Consider the following 16,049-nt stretch of genomic DNA (forward strand, 5'->3'; position numbering starts at 1 on the left):
TTTTCTCTCATGAAGCAACTTTTGTATATAGATATAAACTAATTTAGGTAATTTGACACGTGTATGACTACACTAAAACAAGAAGAGATGAACCATATAATTTCTCTTTTTTCATCTCGTTTGTCTCTGTATGATTAACGGTAGCTCTACATATGTTCACTTATAAGTGCCTATCACTAATCTTCAATCATATCTAGAACACGGCACCGGAAGGAGATACCCCTCATTGAAAGCTTTCATACAATTATTGCATTTTGGCTATCATCAGGCGATGAGCTGCATTTTTCCTGTGGCCATATTCGGCACGCTAGCCCTTACCAGTGTAATAGAAATCCCTTTTTTCCATCGTTATGATGCTATTCTACTTATACTGCTAGGCGTCCAATATCTCATGTATCGCAGTGGATTGGAGACCCGGGACGAAATTAAAGTCATATGTGTGTTCCACATCATTGGATTGGTGTTGGAGCTGTACAAAGTCCAAATGGGTTCCTGGTCCTACCCTGAGCTCGGATATACCAAACTTTTTGGTGTACCCTTGTACAGCGGTTTTATGTACGCAAGTGTAGCGAGCTTTATGTGCCAGATCTGGCGCAGATTACGCATGGACATGACGGGATGGCCTGGATTCGCACCATCGTTTCTGCTTGGAGGAGCCATCTATCTCAACTTTTTCACCCACCATTTTATACCTGATTTTCGTTGGTGGCTAACGGCGCTGGTGTTTATTGTTTTCTGGAAAACATGGATCATCTACCGCGTACGGACGAAGACATATCGCATGCCTTTGTCGCTCGCTTTTATCATTGTAGGTTTCTTCATCTGGGCTGCCGAAAATATTGCTACGTTCTTTAATGGTTGGAAATACCCTGACCAGCACGATGCCTGGCAGTTGGTTAGTTTCAGTAAAATCAGCTCGTGGTTTCTTCTGGTCATCATTAGTGTTATCATTGTTGCCCAGCTTAAATATGTCAAAGCAAATCGTACTGCAAGTGGCCCTAGAATGGATTAGAATGTTTGATTAAAGAGAAGTTGGCTATTTATAAATTACTCCCTTTAGTAAAAATTGGGAGACTTGTTCCCATATGAAACGTATAACAAAGAAAGTCATCCTAAATTAGAGGGGGTTTTTAATGGATGAGGAAACTTTCTTGGCTATTTGGATTCATGTTGGTATCAATCATGTTAGTAATTGGGTGCAGTCAGGCTAACACACCGAATGAATCCAAGCTGCTCTTACCTAATGAAAAATCAACCCTGTCACCCACGGAAGAAGCCACCATTGCTGCTCAAGTTTTCAAGACGAAAGAATATACCATCGGCAAGGTCCCGGAATGGCCTTTGCCCGAAGATGTTGTTCTGGAACGATATGCAGAAATGGAGCCCTCCTACGCTGAACGTTTTGCTGACAAACCGGTGAATTACAGCTACGTGCTCTTGGCTTTGCGTGCTGCGGGAATCCAACAAGCTTCACTTCAACCAGAAAATATGAAGTTCACGGTTTATCAGGAGCTTGAGAATTACGTAGATCTGGACTATACGATGGATCTTATGTTAGACAAGCAAAATGGAAAAATAGAACGTGTTCCATTGGAAGGCAGACTATCACTTGTAAATAAAGATGGCGCTTGGCTTATCCAAGCTGATGATTTTGACGATGCGGCTTTTTTAAAGTTAATACCTCAATAACAACAAATAAAAGGACGCCAGATGCTGGCGCCCTTTTTTTTTGCTTGAAATGTCGTAGGTGTATAGTACGTCCGACAACCTCAGATCGCTCAAACTTTACCGCCTCAACGATTAACGTTTTACAACAACTTTCACAGCTGATTTTGTTTTGTTCCCTGCTTTATCCACTGCCTCGTAAGTAATCGTATACACACGATCCTGACCTTTGCCCTTGCCTGTACGTTCGGCACGGAGCTTGAATTCGAAATCAGGTGTACCGTACGTGGCTCCTTGAATGTCAGGTGACTTGTTTCCATGACCTTTCCCCTTATCAGGCTGGTTGCTTGTAATGGATACAAGTTTGACTGATGCTACGCCTGTTCCCTGATCTGTCGCATCTGCTTTGACCCGAATGGTCTCCATTTTGTTCGCATTGGCTTTCAGAATGGGTTTATTCACTTTTAGGTTTAACACGGGTGGAGTGGTGTCCTTTGCACTTTGAGTTGTGAAGCTGATCGTATATATTTTCTCACCACCATCCTGTCCAGTAACCTTCACCATTGCCTGACCAGGTATAACGACTGCTTGCTCCACTTCCACAACTGACCTCTCGGATGCAGCATCCGCTGAAACAACAGGCAGCGTACTTCCAGCCTTAATCTCAACCTCATAATTCTTCTGAGCCGGATTAAACCCCGCCAGAAGACTGCCGTCTACGGATAAACTGGCCAGATCCCGATTGGTGCTAACCAATGGGACGTCTAATGATGGATTCCAGTTATCAGGTCCCGCAAAGTGCTGAGCCGGAAGGTAGTTTTCTGCTTCTTCCGCAGTCAACTGTGTGGACCAATGGTATCTTTCTTTGGCATTGGCACCAGGCCCAAAAGTGGCAAACTCGGCGAAACGAGCTGTCTTTTCATTATCGGCATTGCTCCAATTGTTCCATCCTGTAGGGCTAATATGTTCATCCATATAACTGTTAATGTAGGCTACGTTGGCATGCGCACGCCAAGGTCTGCCAAGAGCTACTTTCCCAGTCAGTCCGGGTTCGGCAGTGATTCGGCTATTGAGGAATACATATCCCGGCTTACCTTCGGCCGTAGAGGCCGCTGTCACGTAACCATTACTCAGACTATGGATAATGCTGTTTTCAAAGAGAGCAGCAGCGTTGCCAAATATGAAGTCCACATCGCCTTCAATATAACTGTCAACATAATACTGTCTGCCATCATTGACATACAATGTGTCTTGCCAACCCTTCAGGCTGACATCACGGAACACGAGGCGATCTCCGCGTGCAAAAAGGGCTACAGCTTGCCCGGCATTGTCACCCGCATCATTCTGAATCGTCAGATGCTCGGCTGTAAAGTCATTCGTCTGAACTCTGAAGCTGTAGCTGTTCGATGTGCCAAGCGGATTCCCATTTCCGTCAAGTGTGCTGGCCGAATCCCCGTATACTAATATCGTCCCTTCACGGCTCTCACCTATGATCCGCAGATAAGTCTTGCTGGAGGGTACGTTTAGCTTCTCACGATATATACCATCCTTGATTTGGATTACCGTTGGAACGGTAGCATTGTCCGGGCTTGCATCAATCGCATCCTGCACCTGTTCGAATTGTGCACTGCCATCCGAAGCAACCGTCAATGTCGTTGCTGGAATTTCAGATACAGGAACAGATGGCAATCCCTCTCCAGCTTCGTTGCTTGCAGTGACCATGTAATAATAGATGCTGCCATTAGTCAGTCCCGAGTCGGTGTAAGACACACCATTCAACTCCGCAGCAACGGATGTAAACGGTCCTGCGGGAGATTCACTGCGTTTCACAGCGTAGCTGTTTGCTCCCTGGACAGCATCCCAGCTTAAAATAATTTCACCATCATCCGGCTCTGCATGGATTCCTGCCGGAGGGGATGGTGTTCCGTCATCAGCGGATGGTCTTGTTCCTGTCGGTGCAGAATCAAGACTATGAGTATCTTCATTTACAGCAGTAACTTTGTAATAATAAGGCGTTCCATTCATGAGTTCTGTATCAGTGTAGGAGGTTCCTGATTGGCCCTCAGCGACAACTTCATACGTCCCGTCTAATGCGGTTGTTCTTTTAATCTGATAGGTAGCCGCTCCCTCGATCGGTTGCCATTGAATCTCGACCGAACTCGGTTGAGATTTCACTATAGGCTCAGGTGTTGACAACGCTCTGGACGGCGTAACAGCAGCAGGAGTCGAATCCGCTCCTTCGCCACCAATACCGGTTGCTGATACGACATAATAATAGGTTGTTCCATTATCCAGTCCGCCATCCTGATAGGAAGGTTCTGTTGTTTTGGCAGCCACGGTAGTAAAAGGGCCTTCTGCCTGTACGCCACGTTTTACCGTATAATAGCTCGCCTGTTCGACTGGCTGCCAGTGCAGATCTGCCTGTGCATTTCTGGATTTGGCTTGTAGTTCCTGGGGTGCTTCAGGTTTCACAGCATCTTCCGAAGGTGTCACTTCTACCCGATTGGAAGGTCCGCTCTCTCCAGAAGCACCTGATGCGGTAACGACATAATAATAGGTTGTTCCGTTGGCAACGGATTCGTCGACAAAGGTGTTACTTGCCACTTCCGAAGCGATTAATTCGTATTCTGCTTCTTCCCCTGAACTGCGTTTGACATTATAGGTTGATGCTCCTTCGGCTTCTTCCCAGTTCAGTCTGACCATCCCGTTTCCAGGCTGTGCAGTCAGTCCTTTTGGCGTTGCGACAGGCTCAACATAAAGTCGCAGGTTGTCGTAATATATCGTTCCTTTGCCTGTGCCAGGTGTTTTGGCCAAAATGCGGCCAATTCCATCGGTGAGCACATCCGCCTGAAACGGAACGTTATCTGCGACTCGCACATTATCGATATAGATATCCGCTTTTTGCGCGGCCACATTGGCAGTAATCTTCAGGTTATACCATTGATGGTTTGCAGGAGCATCGATCAACTTGTGATCCGCACCATCTCTCTTGTAAACCAGTGTATAGGTGTCTTCTGCTGCAGGAGCAGACGGTTTGCGGATTTCTATCGAAAGTGGTGTACGATTCCCTGAGCTGTTCTGCAGCTGCAATACATACGACGTCCCCGGCCAGGATGGTGACATGATATCCGTTTCCAATACAAAGCTGCCCAGCTGGGGTTGAAAAGGACGAACGAATTGCGTAATACCTGGCGCATTATCATACAGTTTCAGAGCCTTTGTTGACGTATTGCCAGTAGTCCCAGAAGGTATTTCAGCCACCTCAACTTCATGGTCTGCATCCTGGGGATCAGGGAGCACGGCATATCCAGGTGGTGTTTGGTTAACCTCTACTCCCTCATAGTCGTCATTAATGTATTCAATGGTCTCCAGTTCACCTTCCGGTACAGCATGGGCTTCGGCCGAGAAAAAACTGATTCCCTTGTCGTTCTCTGCCTTTACAACATAGTAATACGTCTTTCCAACAGTCAGGTCAGGATCTGTATAAGAAGAAGTCGTTATCCCTTTAACGAGTTCCGTGTATGGTCCTCCAGGTATGTCCGCACGGAAAACAGAATACGAGAGGGCATTGTCCACCTCATCCCAGGATAAAACGACCGATTTCGGACCTGATTCCGCCAACAGGTTGGCTGGTGCCAAAGGGAAATCTGCATCAAGCTGCCGAACGGTTGCATCGGAGAATACGGATGTGTTCAGTTTATCCACTTCGTCGTCCGGTTTGGATGCATCAGCCGCAAGTCCCAAATAAACGGTACTGCTCATTGGAAAATCTACAGCATTCATAACAGTCCAGTTGGTCCCGTCTTTGGAAACGAGAGATGTAATCTGATCACCAAGTCGGACCATTTTCACCCAATAAGGAAGAGTGATGAAGGCCTCAGGTTCCTGAATAGAAACCTCTCCCCCCTCTGTTTCACGCGTCAAACCAAGCGTTTTTTGCCCGCCTTTGACATAGGAAGTCATTAGGGCAACAAATGGCGAGGAATCGTCCAAACTCTCACGAATCATCACACCTGCTTCAGCCCCGTCATCCGTCGCCGTCACATGATCAACCCGGGCCACGATCTCGCCGTTGCCTTCCAGGGTCTGATACGCATAATGGAAACGATCCGAAGCGCCAGCAATGTCACCTGCCGATTTTACAGTTACATCCGTCTCGGCTGCACCAAGCTGTGTATGACCGGCAATGCCAGGTGTTCCGATGTCTGTTGAAGTCCATGGAGAAATACTGCCTTCCTTATTAACATGCACCGCAACATTGTTGGATTGTGTAGCCGTTCCTGTATCGTCAATTGCACGAACAGTGAGATAATGCGTACCGTCCTTCACATTATCCCAAGTTATAGAGTAAGGTGCGGAGTCATCTTCGCCTAATTTAATATCATTTTGATAAAATTCCACCTTCGAGATCGTACCATCCGGATCAGAGGCTGAGGCTGCAATTTCGATCGATGAACCCTCAGTGGCAATCGTATGGTTGGAAGGAGAATCTATGGATGCTGCGGGACTCGCTGATCCATTGCCTGCAATGCTGTTCAGATACATTTCAAGATGGGTGTAGCCCGTTTCGTGAATACCGTTTCGGTCAGAGGCATCATTCGGATTCAACCCTTGAGCTATTTCCCACTCATTCGGCATCCCGTCATGATCATCGTCTTCCAGTGTAGAGAGCACTTCCTCAAACTCCAGATATCCTCCCACTTCTTTTTGCGAATTGATATGCTGACCGGAACGGTTTTTAACATCATTAACGATTCTTGCATCAATGGCATCCCTTCTGGGGAGGACAGCACCAGCTTCAGCAAGGACACGATCATATGCCGTTTCCGCATCATCCATGACTGTTGGATTAGCCATGACTACAGGAGATTCAAGTTTGGATTCCGGATTTGCCAGTGATCCGACACCAAGCCAGTTATCGGCAGTAATTTCGGGAAATCCGTCGACGATGTTGCCTCCTACATAGAGCCGTGTATTGGCACTCACATCAAGGAAAAGTTGATCCCGCACGGAACGATACGTATTGGGACCATATTTATAATAGTTATTCATCAAATTATAGTTGCCTTCCTCGCCCCCATAGGCGGAGAAGAATCCCCAGTTGTATACGATATTGTTGTAAGATTCGGTATTAAATCCGGGGGATCCGGCAAATCTGGGGTTACGGCTTACATTATGAGCAATGATGTTATGATGGAATGAAGTATTATTTCCGCCCCAGATTCCGGCATAACCATGCCGACCCTTTTGATGGGTCGTCATTAACATACTTTCGGCAATGACGGACCATTGCACCGTTGTATTTTCGTTTACATACATGCTAAGCACTTCATCCACAGACCAGGTGAAAGAGCAATGATCGATGATTATATTTTTGCGATAACGTCCTCCAAAGACGTCATCCTCACTCGGATGTTTATCTCCCAGTCTGAAACGCATATGTCTTACGATAATGTTATCTGCTTGAAATGTAGTCCAATAATCGGATACGGTGATCCCTTCTCCAGGCGCAGTCTGTCCGGCAAGAGTGATATTGGATCCTGTGATAACCAGAGGGGATTCCAGATGAATGGTTCCACCAACTTTGAATACAACCGTTGTATCATTTTGACTGACAGCTTCACGAAGGGAGCCGGGTCCTGAATCCGCCAGCGTGGTCACTTCGTAAACAGCACCTCCCCTGCCACCAGTCGTATACATCCCGCCGCCTTCTGCTCCGGGAAAAGCAGGCAGTGCACCAGCCGTACCTGTGTCTTCCGCGCCAGCCATTGCTGGCAAAACGCTGAACAGCATCGATACGATCAAGATGAGCGATACAATCCTTTTCAATAGAATCTTCCTCCTCCGGTTTCGTATATTTCAATATTGCAGAGAGCTACACTGAGAGGCGGCTAACCTATCAGCAGGATGAATCACCCCCTTCACTCAATGTAAGCGTTATCATAAAAGATCGAACTTAATACTCATAAGACCACGTACAGGATGTATCTGATGCAAGGATGTACCCGTATCGCTCTGCTTCCATCGAACGATACGGGCATAAACAGTGAAGATGAGTTACATTTTTCGATTTAACATGTACTCGTATTCCGTACACGCCAGTAAGAAAGCTCCAAGTCCTTTTTGATCGTTGGTAATGATCGGTTCACTAATATAATAAGCATAAGTGCCGTCCCGTCTCGGTTCTCCGCCAAGACCCGCAACCTGACAATTTTTGTACAGGTTTACCCATCCTTCTTTCGTTTCCATAACAAATTCAGAAATTAACCCCGCATACGCATGTTCCAGTGTCTTCAACCAGGTGCCGTCCTGCAGCAAACCCAGCCGAATGGCCTTGGCCATGGCATACACGATCATGCTGGAAGCAGAAGCCTCCAGATAGTTTCCTTTTCGTGTTCCTTCATTAATAACCTGGTACCAAACTCCTGAAGGAGCGTCCTGGAAGTTCCGCAATGCTGACATCGTATCGTTCAGGATTTCAATCAGCTTCTGGCGGTCAGGATGGGTCTGCGGAAGCAATTCCAGCACATCTACCAGAGCCATCACGAACCATCCCATGGACCGTCCCCAGAAGTTTGGCGACTGCCCGGTAACCGGGTCACTCCATGCCTGCACACGCTGCTCATCCCAGGCGTGGTAGAGCAAACCCGTTTGTTTATCGAGGTTATGTTCTGCGCACAGCATAAACTGCCGCGTCACGTCACTGAGATCCTGCTCTTCTTCCTGCTCGAAATGAAGCATGTATTCAAGATAAAATGGTGCGCCCATGTACAGTCCATCCAGCCAAATCTGATAAGGATACACTTGCTTATGCCAGAACGCGCCCTCTGAAGTACGCGGGTGAGTGCGCAGCTGTTGCCTCAGATGAGAAGCGGCCTGTTTGTATTTCGTGTCGCCAGTCATTTGATAAAGACCAAACAACAGCTTGCCGTTGTTCAAGTGATCAATATTATGCTCATCCTGTCGATACCCACGGATTGATCCATCATTTTGAATGAAGTAATCCATGTTGTCCCGGATGTACGCTGCATACTTGCTTTCGCCAGTCACTTTCCACAGCAGCTCAAATCCCTTCAGAATGACCCCATAATCATAAGACCATTTTCCATGATACCCGTTTGCCTCATACAGTCTGGGCGTACGCTCCATAATAGTTTCTGCTGTATGCGATGCCCAAAGGTACGGAGACTGAATCTGAATCATGGTTTCTCTTCCTCCTTCGATGCGTATGATTTTATTTGTTCTGCACGGCTTGGTACGCTGCCTCGTATTCCGTAATCATTTTGTCGCCGCCGGACTTTCTCCACGTCTGAACTGCATCTTGGAATCCTTGCAGATCCAGCTTGCCGAGAATGTATTTATACGTGGCATCCGTGATGATTTTTTGCAGTTCCGATCCTTGCTCCGAGAACGTCGCGGACTCCAGGGAATACATCGGATTGAGGACGGCGTATTTCGTGTTTTCCTGAATTAAACGATCGGATTCCACTCGCAATGGGTCTGAATCATGAATATCGTATCCATTCTCATTCGGACGCGAGGAGGAGAAGGGCTGCACTTCCTGCTCCCAGAGCTTGGTGTCGGTGATCGTTGCCGCATTGCCTTCCAGGCTGTAGTGTACACCCTCGATACCATACGTCATCAACGTGTATACTTCTTCACTCATCAGATCGTCCATGAATTTCAGGACTTGTTTTAACTCAGCCTCGTCCTTTACTTCCGATTTGGGAAAAGCAAGCAAGCCTCCAACGCCATTGGATGTAGACCAGATCGCCCGGTCACTTTCGTTACCTGTTGAAGTGATGTCGTTCACCATAATCAAATCCATGTCATCCTGCACGCCTTTGGCCAGATTGAGCAGGTTTTTGCTATCAAACAATGCACCAACATATATTCCTGCTTTCCCCTGTGCAAAGCCCTCCTGCTGATCTTTTTTTGCCGTTACAGCGAAATCCTGATTGATATACCCGTTGTTGTACAGCTCCTTCATATAATCCATTGCCTTAACGTAACCTTCGGATTCAAACTCGGGCGTTACCTTGCCATCCTCGCTGACTGCCCAGCCGCTCGGAGTACCAAAGTATGAACCCAGCGTCTTGAAAGCACCGAAAACCAGATCGCTCCGGTCAATGAAACCGGTCGTATCTTTGCTGCCATTCCCATCCGGATCCTGCTCGGTAAATGCTTTGGCTACTTCCATCAGCTCAGCAGTGGTTTTCGGTACAGGCAATCCCAGTTTATCAAGCCAGTCTTTACGAATAATGACGCCGTTTCGGGCTACCTGTTTCTGCATCGGGATCCCGTACAACTTGCCATCAATGGATGCCGAGTTTCTCATGTCTGCCGAGATTTCTTTCAGATTCGGAAATTCGTCCAGATAAGGCCCCACTTCCCAGAAGACGCCAGCTTTCAGTGCATTTCGAACCGATGAATTCTCCATGATCGTTATTGAAACAATGTCAGCCAGGGAGCCTGAGGCTAAGGAGGTATTCAGGCGTTCTTCTTTGGAAGCATCCGGAATCCAGGAAAATTGAATATCCGTATTGGTTATTTCCTCAATTTTGTCCAGCACCGTATCCGTTGGCGGCGAAGCAGAATGCAGAATGTTTAACCAGCTAATGATGGGCTTTCCATCAGCATTGGTTTGTGGCTCTGCGTTCTCTTCTCCACAGGCGCTGAGCAGCAAGCTGCCACAAATCGTAAGCGCTATCAACTTTGCGTAACGGAATTTCATGTGCACTTCCCCTTTTCTATTTTAAGTTTGTTGTTTCTAATGCAGCAGATTTATGAAGTTAATAGACCCCATCTTCACCGAACTTTTTGGCAAGCTTGTTGGCTATGATTACCAGAACGAGACCAACCAAGCCCTTGAACAATCCGACGGTCGTGCTGAAGCTCAATTGTCCATTTTTCAATCCGGCAGTGAAGATATACGTATCAAAAATCTCTCCCACCTCACGGTTAAGCGAGTTGAGCAGCAGATACATATGCTCAAAACCAAGCTCAAGTGTATTTCCGATTTTCAGGATTAACAACGTAATAATGACAGGGCGAATAGCTGGCAGTGTAACATGCCACATTTTGCGCAATCGGCTTGCGCCGTCCATATCTGCAGCTTCATAGAGTTGCGTGTCAACCACCGTAATGGCTGCAAGATATATGATGGTGGACCATCCGGCTTCTTTCCAGATAATTTGCAGGATGTACATGGGACGAAGCCATTCCGGCGAGGTGAGGAAGCTGATTTTGTTTCCGCCAAAAGCAGCAATCATCTCGTTAACCACCCCGCCATCCACACTTAAAAACACATAGGTAATGGAAACGATAATGACCCAGGACATAAAATGCGGAATGTACACGATGGTCTGAATTGAATTTTTGAACATCTTGTGCCTGACTTCATTCAGCATAAGTGCAAGAATGATGGGGATAGGAAAGAAAATAATCAATTCAAGTGCAAACAATATGAGTGTGTTGCTTAGCAGCATGGCGAAGGTTGGTTCGGTAAACAGACGAATAAAATGCTTGAAACCGACCCATGGACTATCTTTAATGCCGAGATACGGCTGATAATCCTGGAATGAAATAATCAATCCACCCATCGGAAAATACTTGAAGATGACAAAATAGACAAACCCCGGAAGAATCATCAGGTATAGAAGTTTATTGGCGGCTACACTTCTCAATTGATGACCGATTCCCGTCTTTCGATGCAGTTTGCCCTGTAACGATACAACTGAGGAATTGGAATCTTTCACTGCTCGCTGACCTCCTTGATCGGTTAACATGTGTTCGAAGTCAAGCATATCCCCTGAGTCTCATTCCGTATATAATCATTAGCTATCATGCTCCAGACAATCCTTTGGAACTGGCCTCTGGCAAGGCTCTTCCCTGTAGTAATTGTAGTTGATGATTATTAACCCTGCTGATGATTATCGTGCTTTTTGCTCTCGTATTCCCCCATTAGAATGCCTGCCGTAAGGTCTTAGGATATGATTATATACGTTATCTTGAACGCTTGTTATGGTGGGATCAGACCAATTATTAAGGAGGAACCCATCATCATGGCCAAAGCCGCACTCAAGAAGGAAACGATCGGAAGCGTCGTATTTAACGTAATGAACTATACACTGCTGCTCCTCTTTGCCCTTGCCTGCCTTTTACCTTTCATCAATGTGGTTGCCAGTTCGTTTGCCTCAACACAAGAAATCGTGCAGAAGAAATTCATTTTGTTTCCAACATCGTTTTCACTCGATGCCTATCGTTATATCTTGTCCACTCCAACCATCTTCAAAGGGCTCGGTGTTTCCATCTTCATCACCCTTGTCGGTACCGCGGTCAGCATGACACTTACTGCTCTTATGGCGTACGGATTATCCAGACGTTATCTGCTGGGCAGAAACGTCATTAATTTTATCATCGTATTTTCCATGCTGTTCAGTGGAGGCATGATCCCAACATTTTTGATTGTCAAAGCAGTGGGGCTGATTGATTCCTATTGGTCCATGATTATACCCACAGCCATTAACGCGTTTAACCTGATCATCATGCGAAATTTTTTCCAGGCCCTTCCGGACAGTTTGGAGGAATCGGCCAAGATCGATGGTGCCAATGATTTCAGAATATTATGGCAGATTATGCTTCCACTGGCTTTGCCATCGATTGCCACGCTGTCTCTTTTTTACGGCGTATCTTACTGGAACACCTATATGAATGCAATTCTATATCTCAACGAATCCAAGATGTGGCCACTTCAGGTACTTCTTCGTCAGATCGTCATTGTATCGAGCGGAATGGAAGGGAATAGCTCGGCTGTTGATATCGTTCCCCCTTCTCAGACGATTAAGATGAGTGTAATCGTTGTAGCTACTGTACCCATGCTCATTGCATACCCTTTTGTACAGAAACACTTCACGAAAGGTGCTCTGCTGGGTTCAGTGAAAGGTTGAATGGCATGGTGCTATGTAAAACAATCCCCTCAGGTTACGGACCTGAGGGGATTTGTGGTACAAGTATTCCATCTGATTAATCACTAATGATACCAGTTTGGTTAATACATTTAGGTTATACATTTGCCTTCATAGTTCGAGCTTCATCTTTCGATATGCTCCTGGAGTGACATGCTCTTTTTTACGAAACGAACGAATAAAGTTCTGCGAATTCTGATAACCGAGACGTTCAGCGATATCCTTGATCGGCATGTCGGTATCAACCAGCCATTTCCTTGCAACTTCAAGCCGGAAACCCATCAGATAATCACTGAAAGTCATTCCGTATTCTTTGCGGAAAATGCTGCTGAGATAGTTGGGTGTGTAATGCAAACGTTCACTGATGGATTCAAGCGACAGTTCCTGATCATACTCCGTGCGCACAATGGTCGCGATTCGATCTGCGACCGAACGGAATTGGTGATTTGCCTTCTCTTGCATACTGACGACCATGGGATAGATTACATCGTGAACAAGAATGTGCTCAATCTCTTCCGGGTTAAGTGTATTCAGCAGCCTTTGATATAGCGTTGCATTACTTTGTGTCAGCAGCACTTCTGCTCCAATCAGCTGCTCCAGTTGGATCAAATTGTTCACGAAACGGATCAGTGTGATCTCCAGGTTCATCGGATTCTGACTATGCTTCATCATGTCAGCGAGGAGCGGGTACAGAGCACGGGATGCTTCGTCCTTGTCTCCCAGCCTGATCGCATCAAATAGCTGTGATTCCAGCTCGGTAGGATAATGCAGCAATGTTGGTCCAGTACTTCCTTGAGAAATATCCTCATAAAAAATGACTGATTCCTTGCCCAGCTTCAGGCGCTGATATAATGCTTCGAGACTCATGGCGCATGCTTCTCTGCTGTTCATCAGATCCTCATAAGGTGCACTTACGCCTGCACTTACTGAAGCATGCCAATAATCCCTGGACGAAAGGATAATATTCTTTGCGTATTTCATGATCAAGTTTCGCATCTCTGCTACCTTATCCGAGCTGCAAAACAACAGAGTCGCTTGTGTACGTTCATTTAATACAACAGGAATCATTCGCTCCGATACCGGAATAATTTCCTGCACCAATTGATTAACGGTAAGTAAAAGAACATCTTTATCCGATAAGGCTCCTTCTCCGCAGCGATCCACCTGAATGAGCATCGTGATAAAGATCGTGCTGCTGTCAACGTCATACCCAAAACGCTCTAAGTTCTTCTCCACTTCGTCTCTTGTTAATCGGTTTTGCAGCAGATTAAGAACAAATTGAGCTTCGAGTTTAGGCTTTTCGAGCTGAATGAGCTGCTCCAGATCTTTCTTTTCGGATACAATCGAATCAATGGATTGAATTATCCAATCTACTTCGTCCTTGATCATCGGCTTGGATATGTTCGTTAAACTGTTCTGTATCTTGCGGAATGGTTTGGTGAGATAGATGGAGATAATGTAGGCCAGGATAACCATTAGCGCCATAATCACGATTCCCATCACAATGAGACCTATTCGGATTGTCGTTAAGGCTCCACTGACTTCTTTTTGATCAAGCAACGTGACATAAGTCCAACTGTTGTAATCCGATCGGGCATATAGTGCGATGATTTTATCTCCTGTTGCACCTGGAATTTCTAATTTTCCAGTCAGTGCCTGATTGACGGTACGCTCACTGATGAGTTTCATTTGCTGGTTCGATAATCGCTCTTGATCTGTCTGGGTTGTGTACAACGGCTCTCCTTGTTTGTTTAAGATATATATGGATGTATTCGGTTTGGATTGCAGCGATTGATTTAGTGTATGAAGTGAAAGATCTGATACGGCGACAGCTTGTTTTTTGTTGGAGTACACGGGAAGTCCTTGCATCAGCCGGATACCATCCGTTGTTTTTGTCCAATATAATCCGTTACCTTCCTGCCCCGCAAACTGATCTTGAAAAGCATCTGTCTCCTCCGAAGTCAGCCGGGACACGGAGCCGTTGGACAAACTCCACTTCTGTTGCAGGCTGACTAACGTATACTGCACCCCTTCAAGGCCCATGGTGGCGATATAGCCCAGCTGGGATTTCAATTCTTGATATGCTTCGAATTCCTGCTCAGTCAGAGGACTGTTGATGACCGATCGGAATGATGGGGTCGTACTATAAGTGGCAAAAGCATATTCAATGGTTTGGATTTTCTGCTCCAGCGTATTTCGGATCTGCGTAATAAGGCTCTGTTGGCCGTCCCCAACCCGGTCAACCACGGAATTCGTGGTCGAGATGTATATGTAGCTACCAAAGCCGATAACAATTCCTACACTCAGGAGCAGAACCGAAATAAAAATATTGTAAAAGGTTTTACTTTTTCTCAAAGCACAGTCCTCTCCTTTCGCAAATTCACGTGATCAGAATGGTTATAAATTAGCATCATGAAATACTCACCATATAAAGTTTAATTTATTGTAAGCGATTGCAATTAATTGGGATATAGCGCATGGTAATCCCTCCATTTGGTAATATTCTCTTGAATTTTAACACAGCACATGATAAGTGTTTAGACATAAAGTATTTGAAATTAGCCAAATATTGCACAGGAGTGAATGAATCATGCTGCCGTTTTACGAGATTCGAAAAGATGATTTTACGATTTTCCGTAACGCCAAGTCAATTGCTTTTCCTGCTCATATGCACGGTGCAGTTGAGATTTTATATATCTTTTCAGGCACTCAGTGCATCGAGATTAACGATGTTTCTTACGAAATCAAGCAAGGTGAGGCAGCCGTCATATTCCCGGATATGGTTCATCGTTATTACAAAAGTGGTCAAGAAAATGCAAGTGCCACTCTGCTCATCATAAATCCAAAAGTATTTGATGGAATATTCCCCGATTTCATTAATCTTCAGCCTGCAAATCCAGTGATTCCTAAGAAATATGTACACAAGGACGCGGTATACGCATTAAAGAAAATTAGAAAAGAAGATGACTATGCCATCAAGCTTGGTTGGGCACATATCATCATGACGCATCTGATGCGTCAGATCAATCTGGAGCAGCGGCAAAGGATTCCGGTAACGGATATGTCACATAAAATTATAGAGTATCTGGCTAACCATTTTACGGAGCCCCTTTCACTGGATTCCCTTGCTGCCGAGTTCAATGTGAGCAAGTATTATATTTCGCATATTTTCTCCAAACGGATTCAGATGAATTTTCGAAACTACCTCTCCATGTTACGAGTCGAATACGCATCCAAATTAATCCGTACAACAGATGCCTCCTTAACCACCATTAGCAGCAGCGCAGGCTTTGAAAGCCAGCGTACATTTAATCGTGTTTTCCAAGCCATTTATGGAATTACACCCAGGGAATTCAGGAATAATGTAAGCAACTATATAAAATGACAAGAAATCAGGAATAAAAAAAGGCCCCACAA

Annotated in this window: 9 protein-coding genes; 4 read left to right on the forward strand and 5 right to left on the reverse strand. The window is 45.6% G+C overall.

Going from position 1 to position 16,049, the window contains the following annotated elements; all coding sequences use genetic code 11:
- Nucleotides 1-226 precede the first annotated feature (226 nt).
- Both AB3N00_RS04415 and AB3N00_RS04420 read left to right on the forward strand, forming a co-directional pair.
- Nucleotides 227-1,012 carry a DUF817 domain-containing protein gene (locus AB3N00_RS04415; protein ID WP_413033489.1) on the forward strand — a complete coding sequence of 262 codons (786 nt, stop codon included), beginning with the start codon at nucleotides 227-229 and terminating at the stop codon, nucleotides 1,010-1,012.
- Between the two features lie 125 nt (nucleotides 1,013-1,137).
- Entirely contained in the window at nucleotides 1,138-1,689 is a 552-nt protein-coding gene (locus AB3N00_RS04420) for a hypothetical protein (protein ID WP_413033490.1), read from the forward strand.
- Nucleotides 1,690-1,800: 111 nt separating this feature from the next.
- Here the strand turns inward: AB3N00_RS04420 and AB3N00_RS04425 are convergent, their stop codons facing one another.
- From AB3N00_RS04425 to AB3N00_RS04440, 4 genes are all read right to left on the reverse strand, one after another.
- Complete coding sequence (locus AB3N00_RS04425) at nucleotides 1,801-7,494, reverse strand: pectinesterase family protein (RefSeq protein ID WP_413033491.1); 5,694 nt, start codon at nucleotides 7,492-7,494, stop codon at nucleotides 1,801-1,803.
- Between the two features lie 228 nt (nucleotides 7,495-7,722).
- Nucleotides 7,723-8,868 (reverse strand): glycoside hydrolase family 88/105 protein, encoded by a 1,146-nt coding sequence (locus tag AB3N00_RS04430; protein ID WP_413033492.1) that lies wholly within the window; start codon nucleotides 8,866-8,868, stop codon nucleotides 7,723-7,725.
- Between the two features lie 31 nt (nucleotides 8,869-8,899).
- Nucleotides 8,900-10,399: an extracellular solute-binding protein gene (locus tag AB3N00_RS04435; RefSeq protein WP_413033493.1), complete on the reverse strand. Its 1,500-nt coding sequence runs from the start codon at nucleotides 10,397-10,399 to the stop codon at nucleotides 8,900-8,902.
- Nucleotides 10,400-10,457: 58 nt separating this feature from the next.
- Nucleotides 10,458-11,315, reverse strand: coding sequence for an ABC transporter permease (locus tag AB3N00_RS04440; RefSeq protein WP_413035185.1), 858 nt, complete (start codon nucleotides 11,313-11,315; stop codon nucleotides 10,458-10,460).
- 414 nt (nucleotides 11,316-11,729) lie between these two features.
- On the opposite strand from AB3N00_RS04440, the gene AB3N00_RS04445 reads away from it, so the two are divergent.
- Nucleotides 11,730-12,614: a carbohydrate ABC transporter permease gene (locus AB3N00_RS04445; RefSeq protein ID WP_413033494.1), complete on the forward strand. Its 885-nt coding sequence runs from the start codon at nucleotides 11,730-11,732 to the stop codon at nucleotides 12,612-12,614.
- Nucleotides 12,615-12,743: 129 nt separating this feature from the next.
- On the opposite strand, the gene AB3N00_RS04450 is transcribed toward AB3N00_RS04445, so the two are convergent.
- Nucleotides 12,744-14,987, reverse strand: coding sequence for an AraC family transcriptional regulator (locus AB3N00_RS04450; RefSeq protein WP_413033495.1), 2,244 nt, complete (start codon nucleotides 14,985-14,987; stop codon nucleotides 12,744-12,746).
- A gap of 235 nt (nucleotides 14,988-15,222) precedes the next feature.
- Between AB3N00_RS04450 and AB3N00_RS04455 the strand changes: the two genes are divergently transcribed.
- A complete protein-coding gene (locus AB3N00_RS04455) occupies nucleotides 15,223-16,017 on the forward strand; it encodes an AraC family transcriptional regulator (RefSeq protein WP_413033496.1) in 795 nt (264 codons plus the stop codon).
- Nucleotides 16,018-16,049: the final 32 nt, after the last annotated feature.

This window comes from Paenibacillus xylanilyticus (genome assembly GCF_047246825.1).
GTDB lineage: Bacteria > Bacillota > Bacilli > Paenibacillales > Paenibacillaceae > Paenibacillus > Paenibacillus xylanilyticus_B.

Coding starts and splice junctions, on each gene's coding strand:
- AB3N00_RS04420 (WP_413033490.1), top strand. CDS start 1,138: ATGAGGAAACTTTCTTGGCTATTTGGATTCATGTTGGTATCAATCATG.
- AB3N00_RS04430 (WP_413033492.1), bottom strand. CDS start 8,868: ATGATTCAGATTCAGTCTCCGTACCTTTGGGCATCGCATACAGCAGAA.
- AB3N00_RS04435 (WP_413033493.1), bottom strand. CDS start 10,399: ATGAAATTCCGTTACGCAAAGTTGATAGCGCTTACGATTTGTGGCAGC.
- AB3N00_RS04440 (WP_413035185.1), bottom strand. CDS start 11,315: ATGATTCTTCCGGGGTTTGTCTATTTTGTCATCTTCAAGTATTTTCCG.
- AB3N00_RS04445 (WP_413033494.1), top strand. CDS start 11,730: ATGGCCAAAGCCGCACTCAAGAAGGAAACGATCGGAAGCGTCGTATTT.
- AB3N00_RS04455 (WP_413033496.1), top strand. CDS start 15,223: ATGCTGCCGTTTTACGAGATTCGAAAAGATGATTTTACGATTTTCCGT.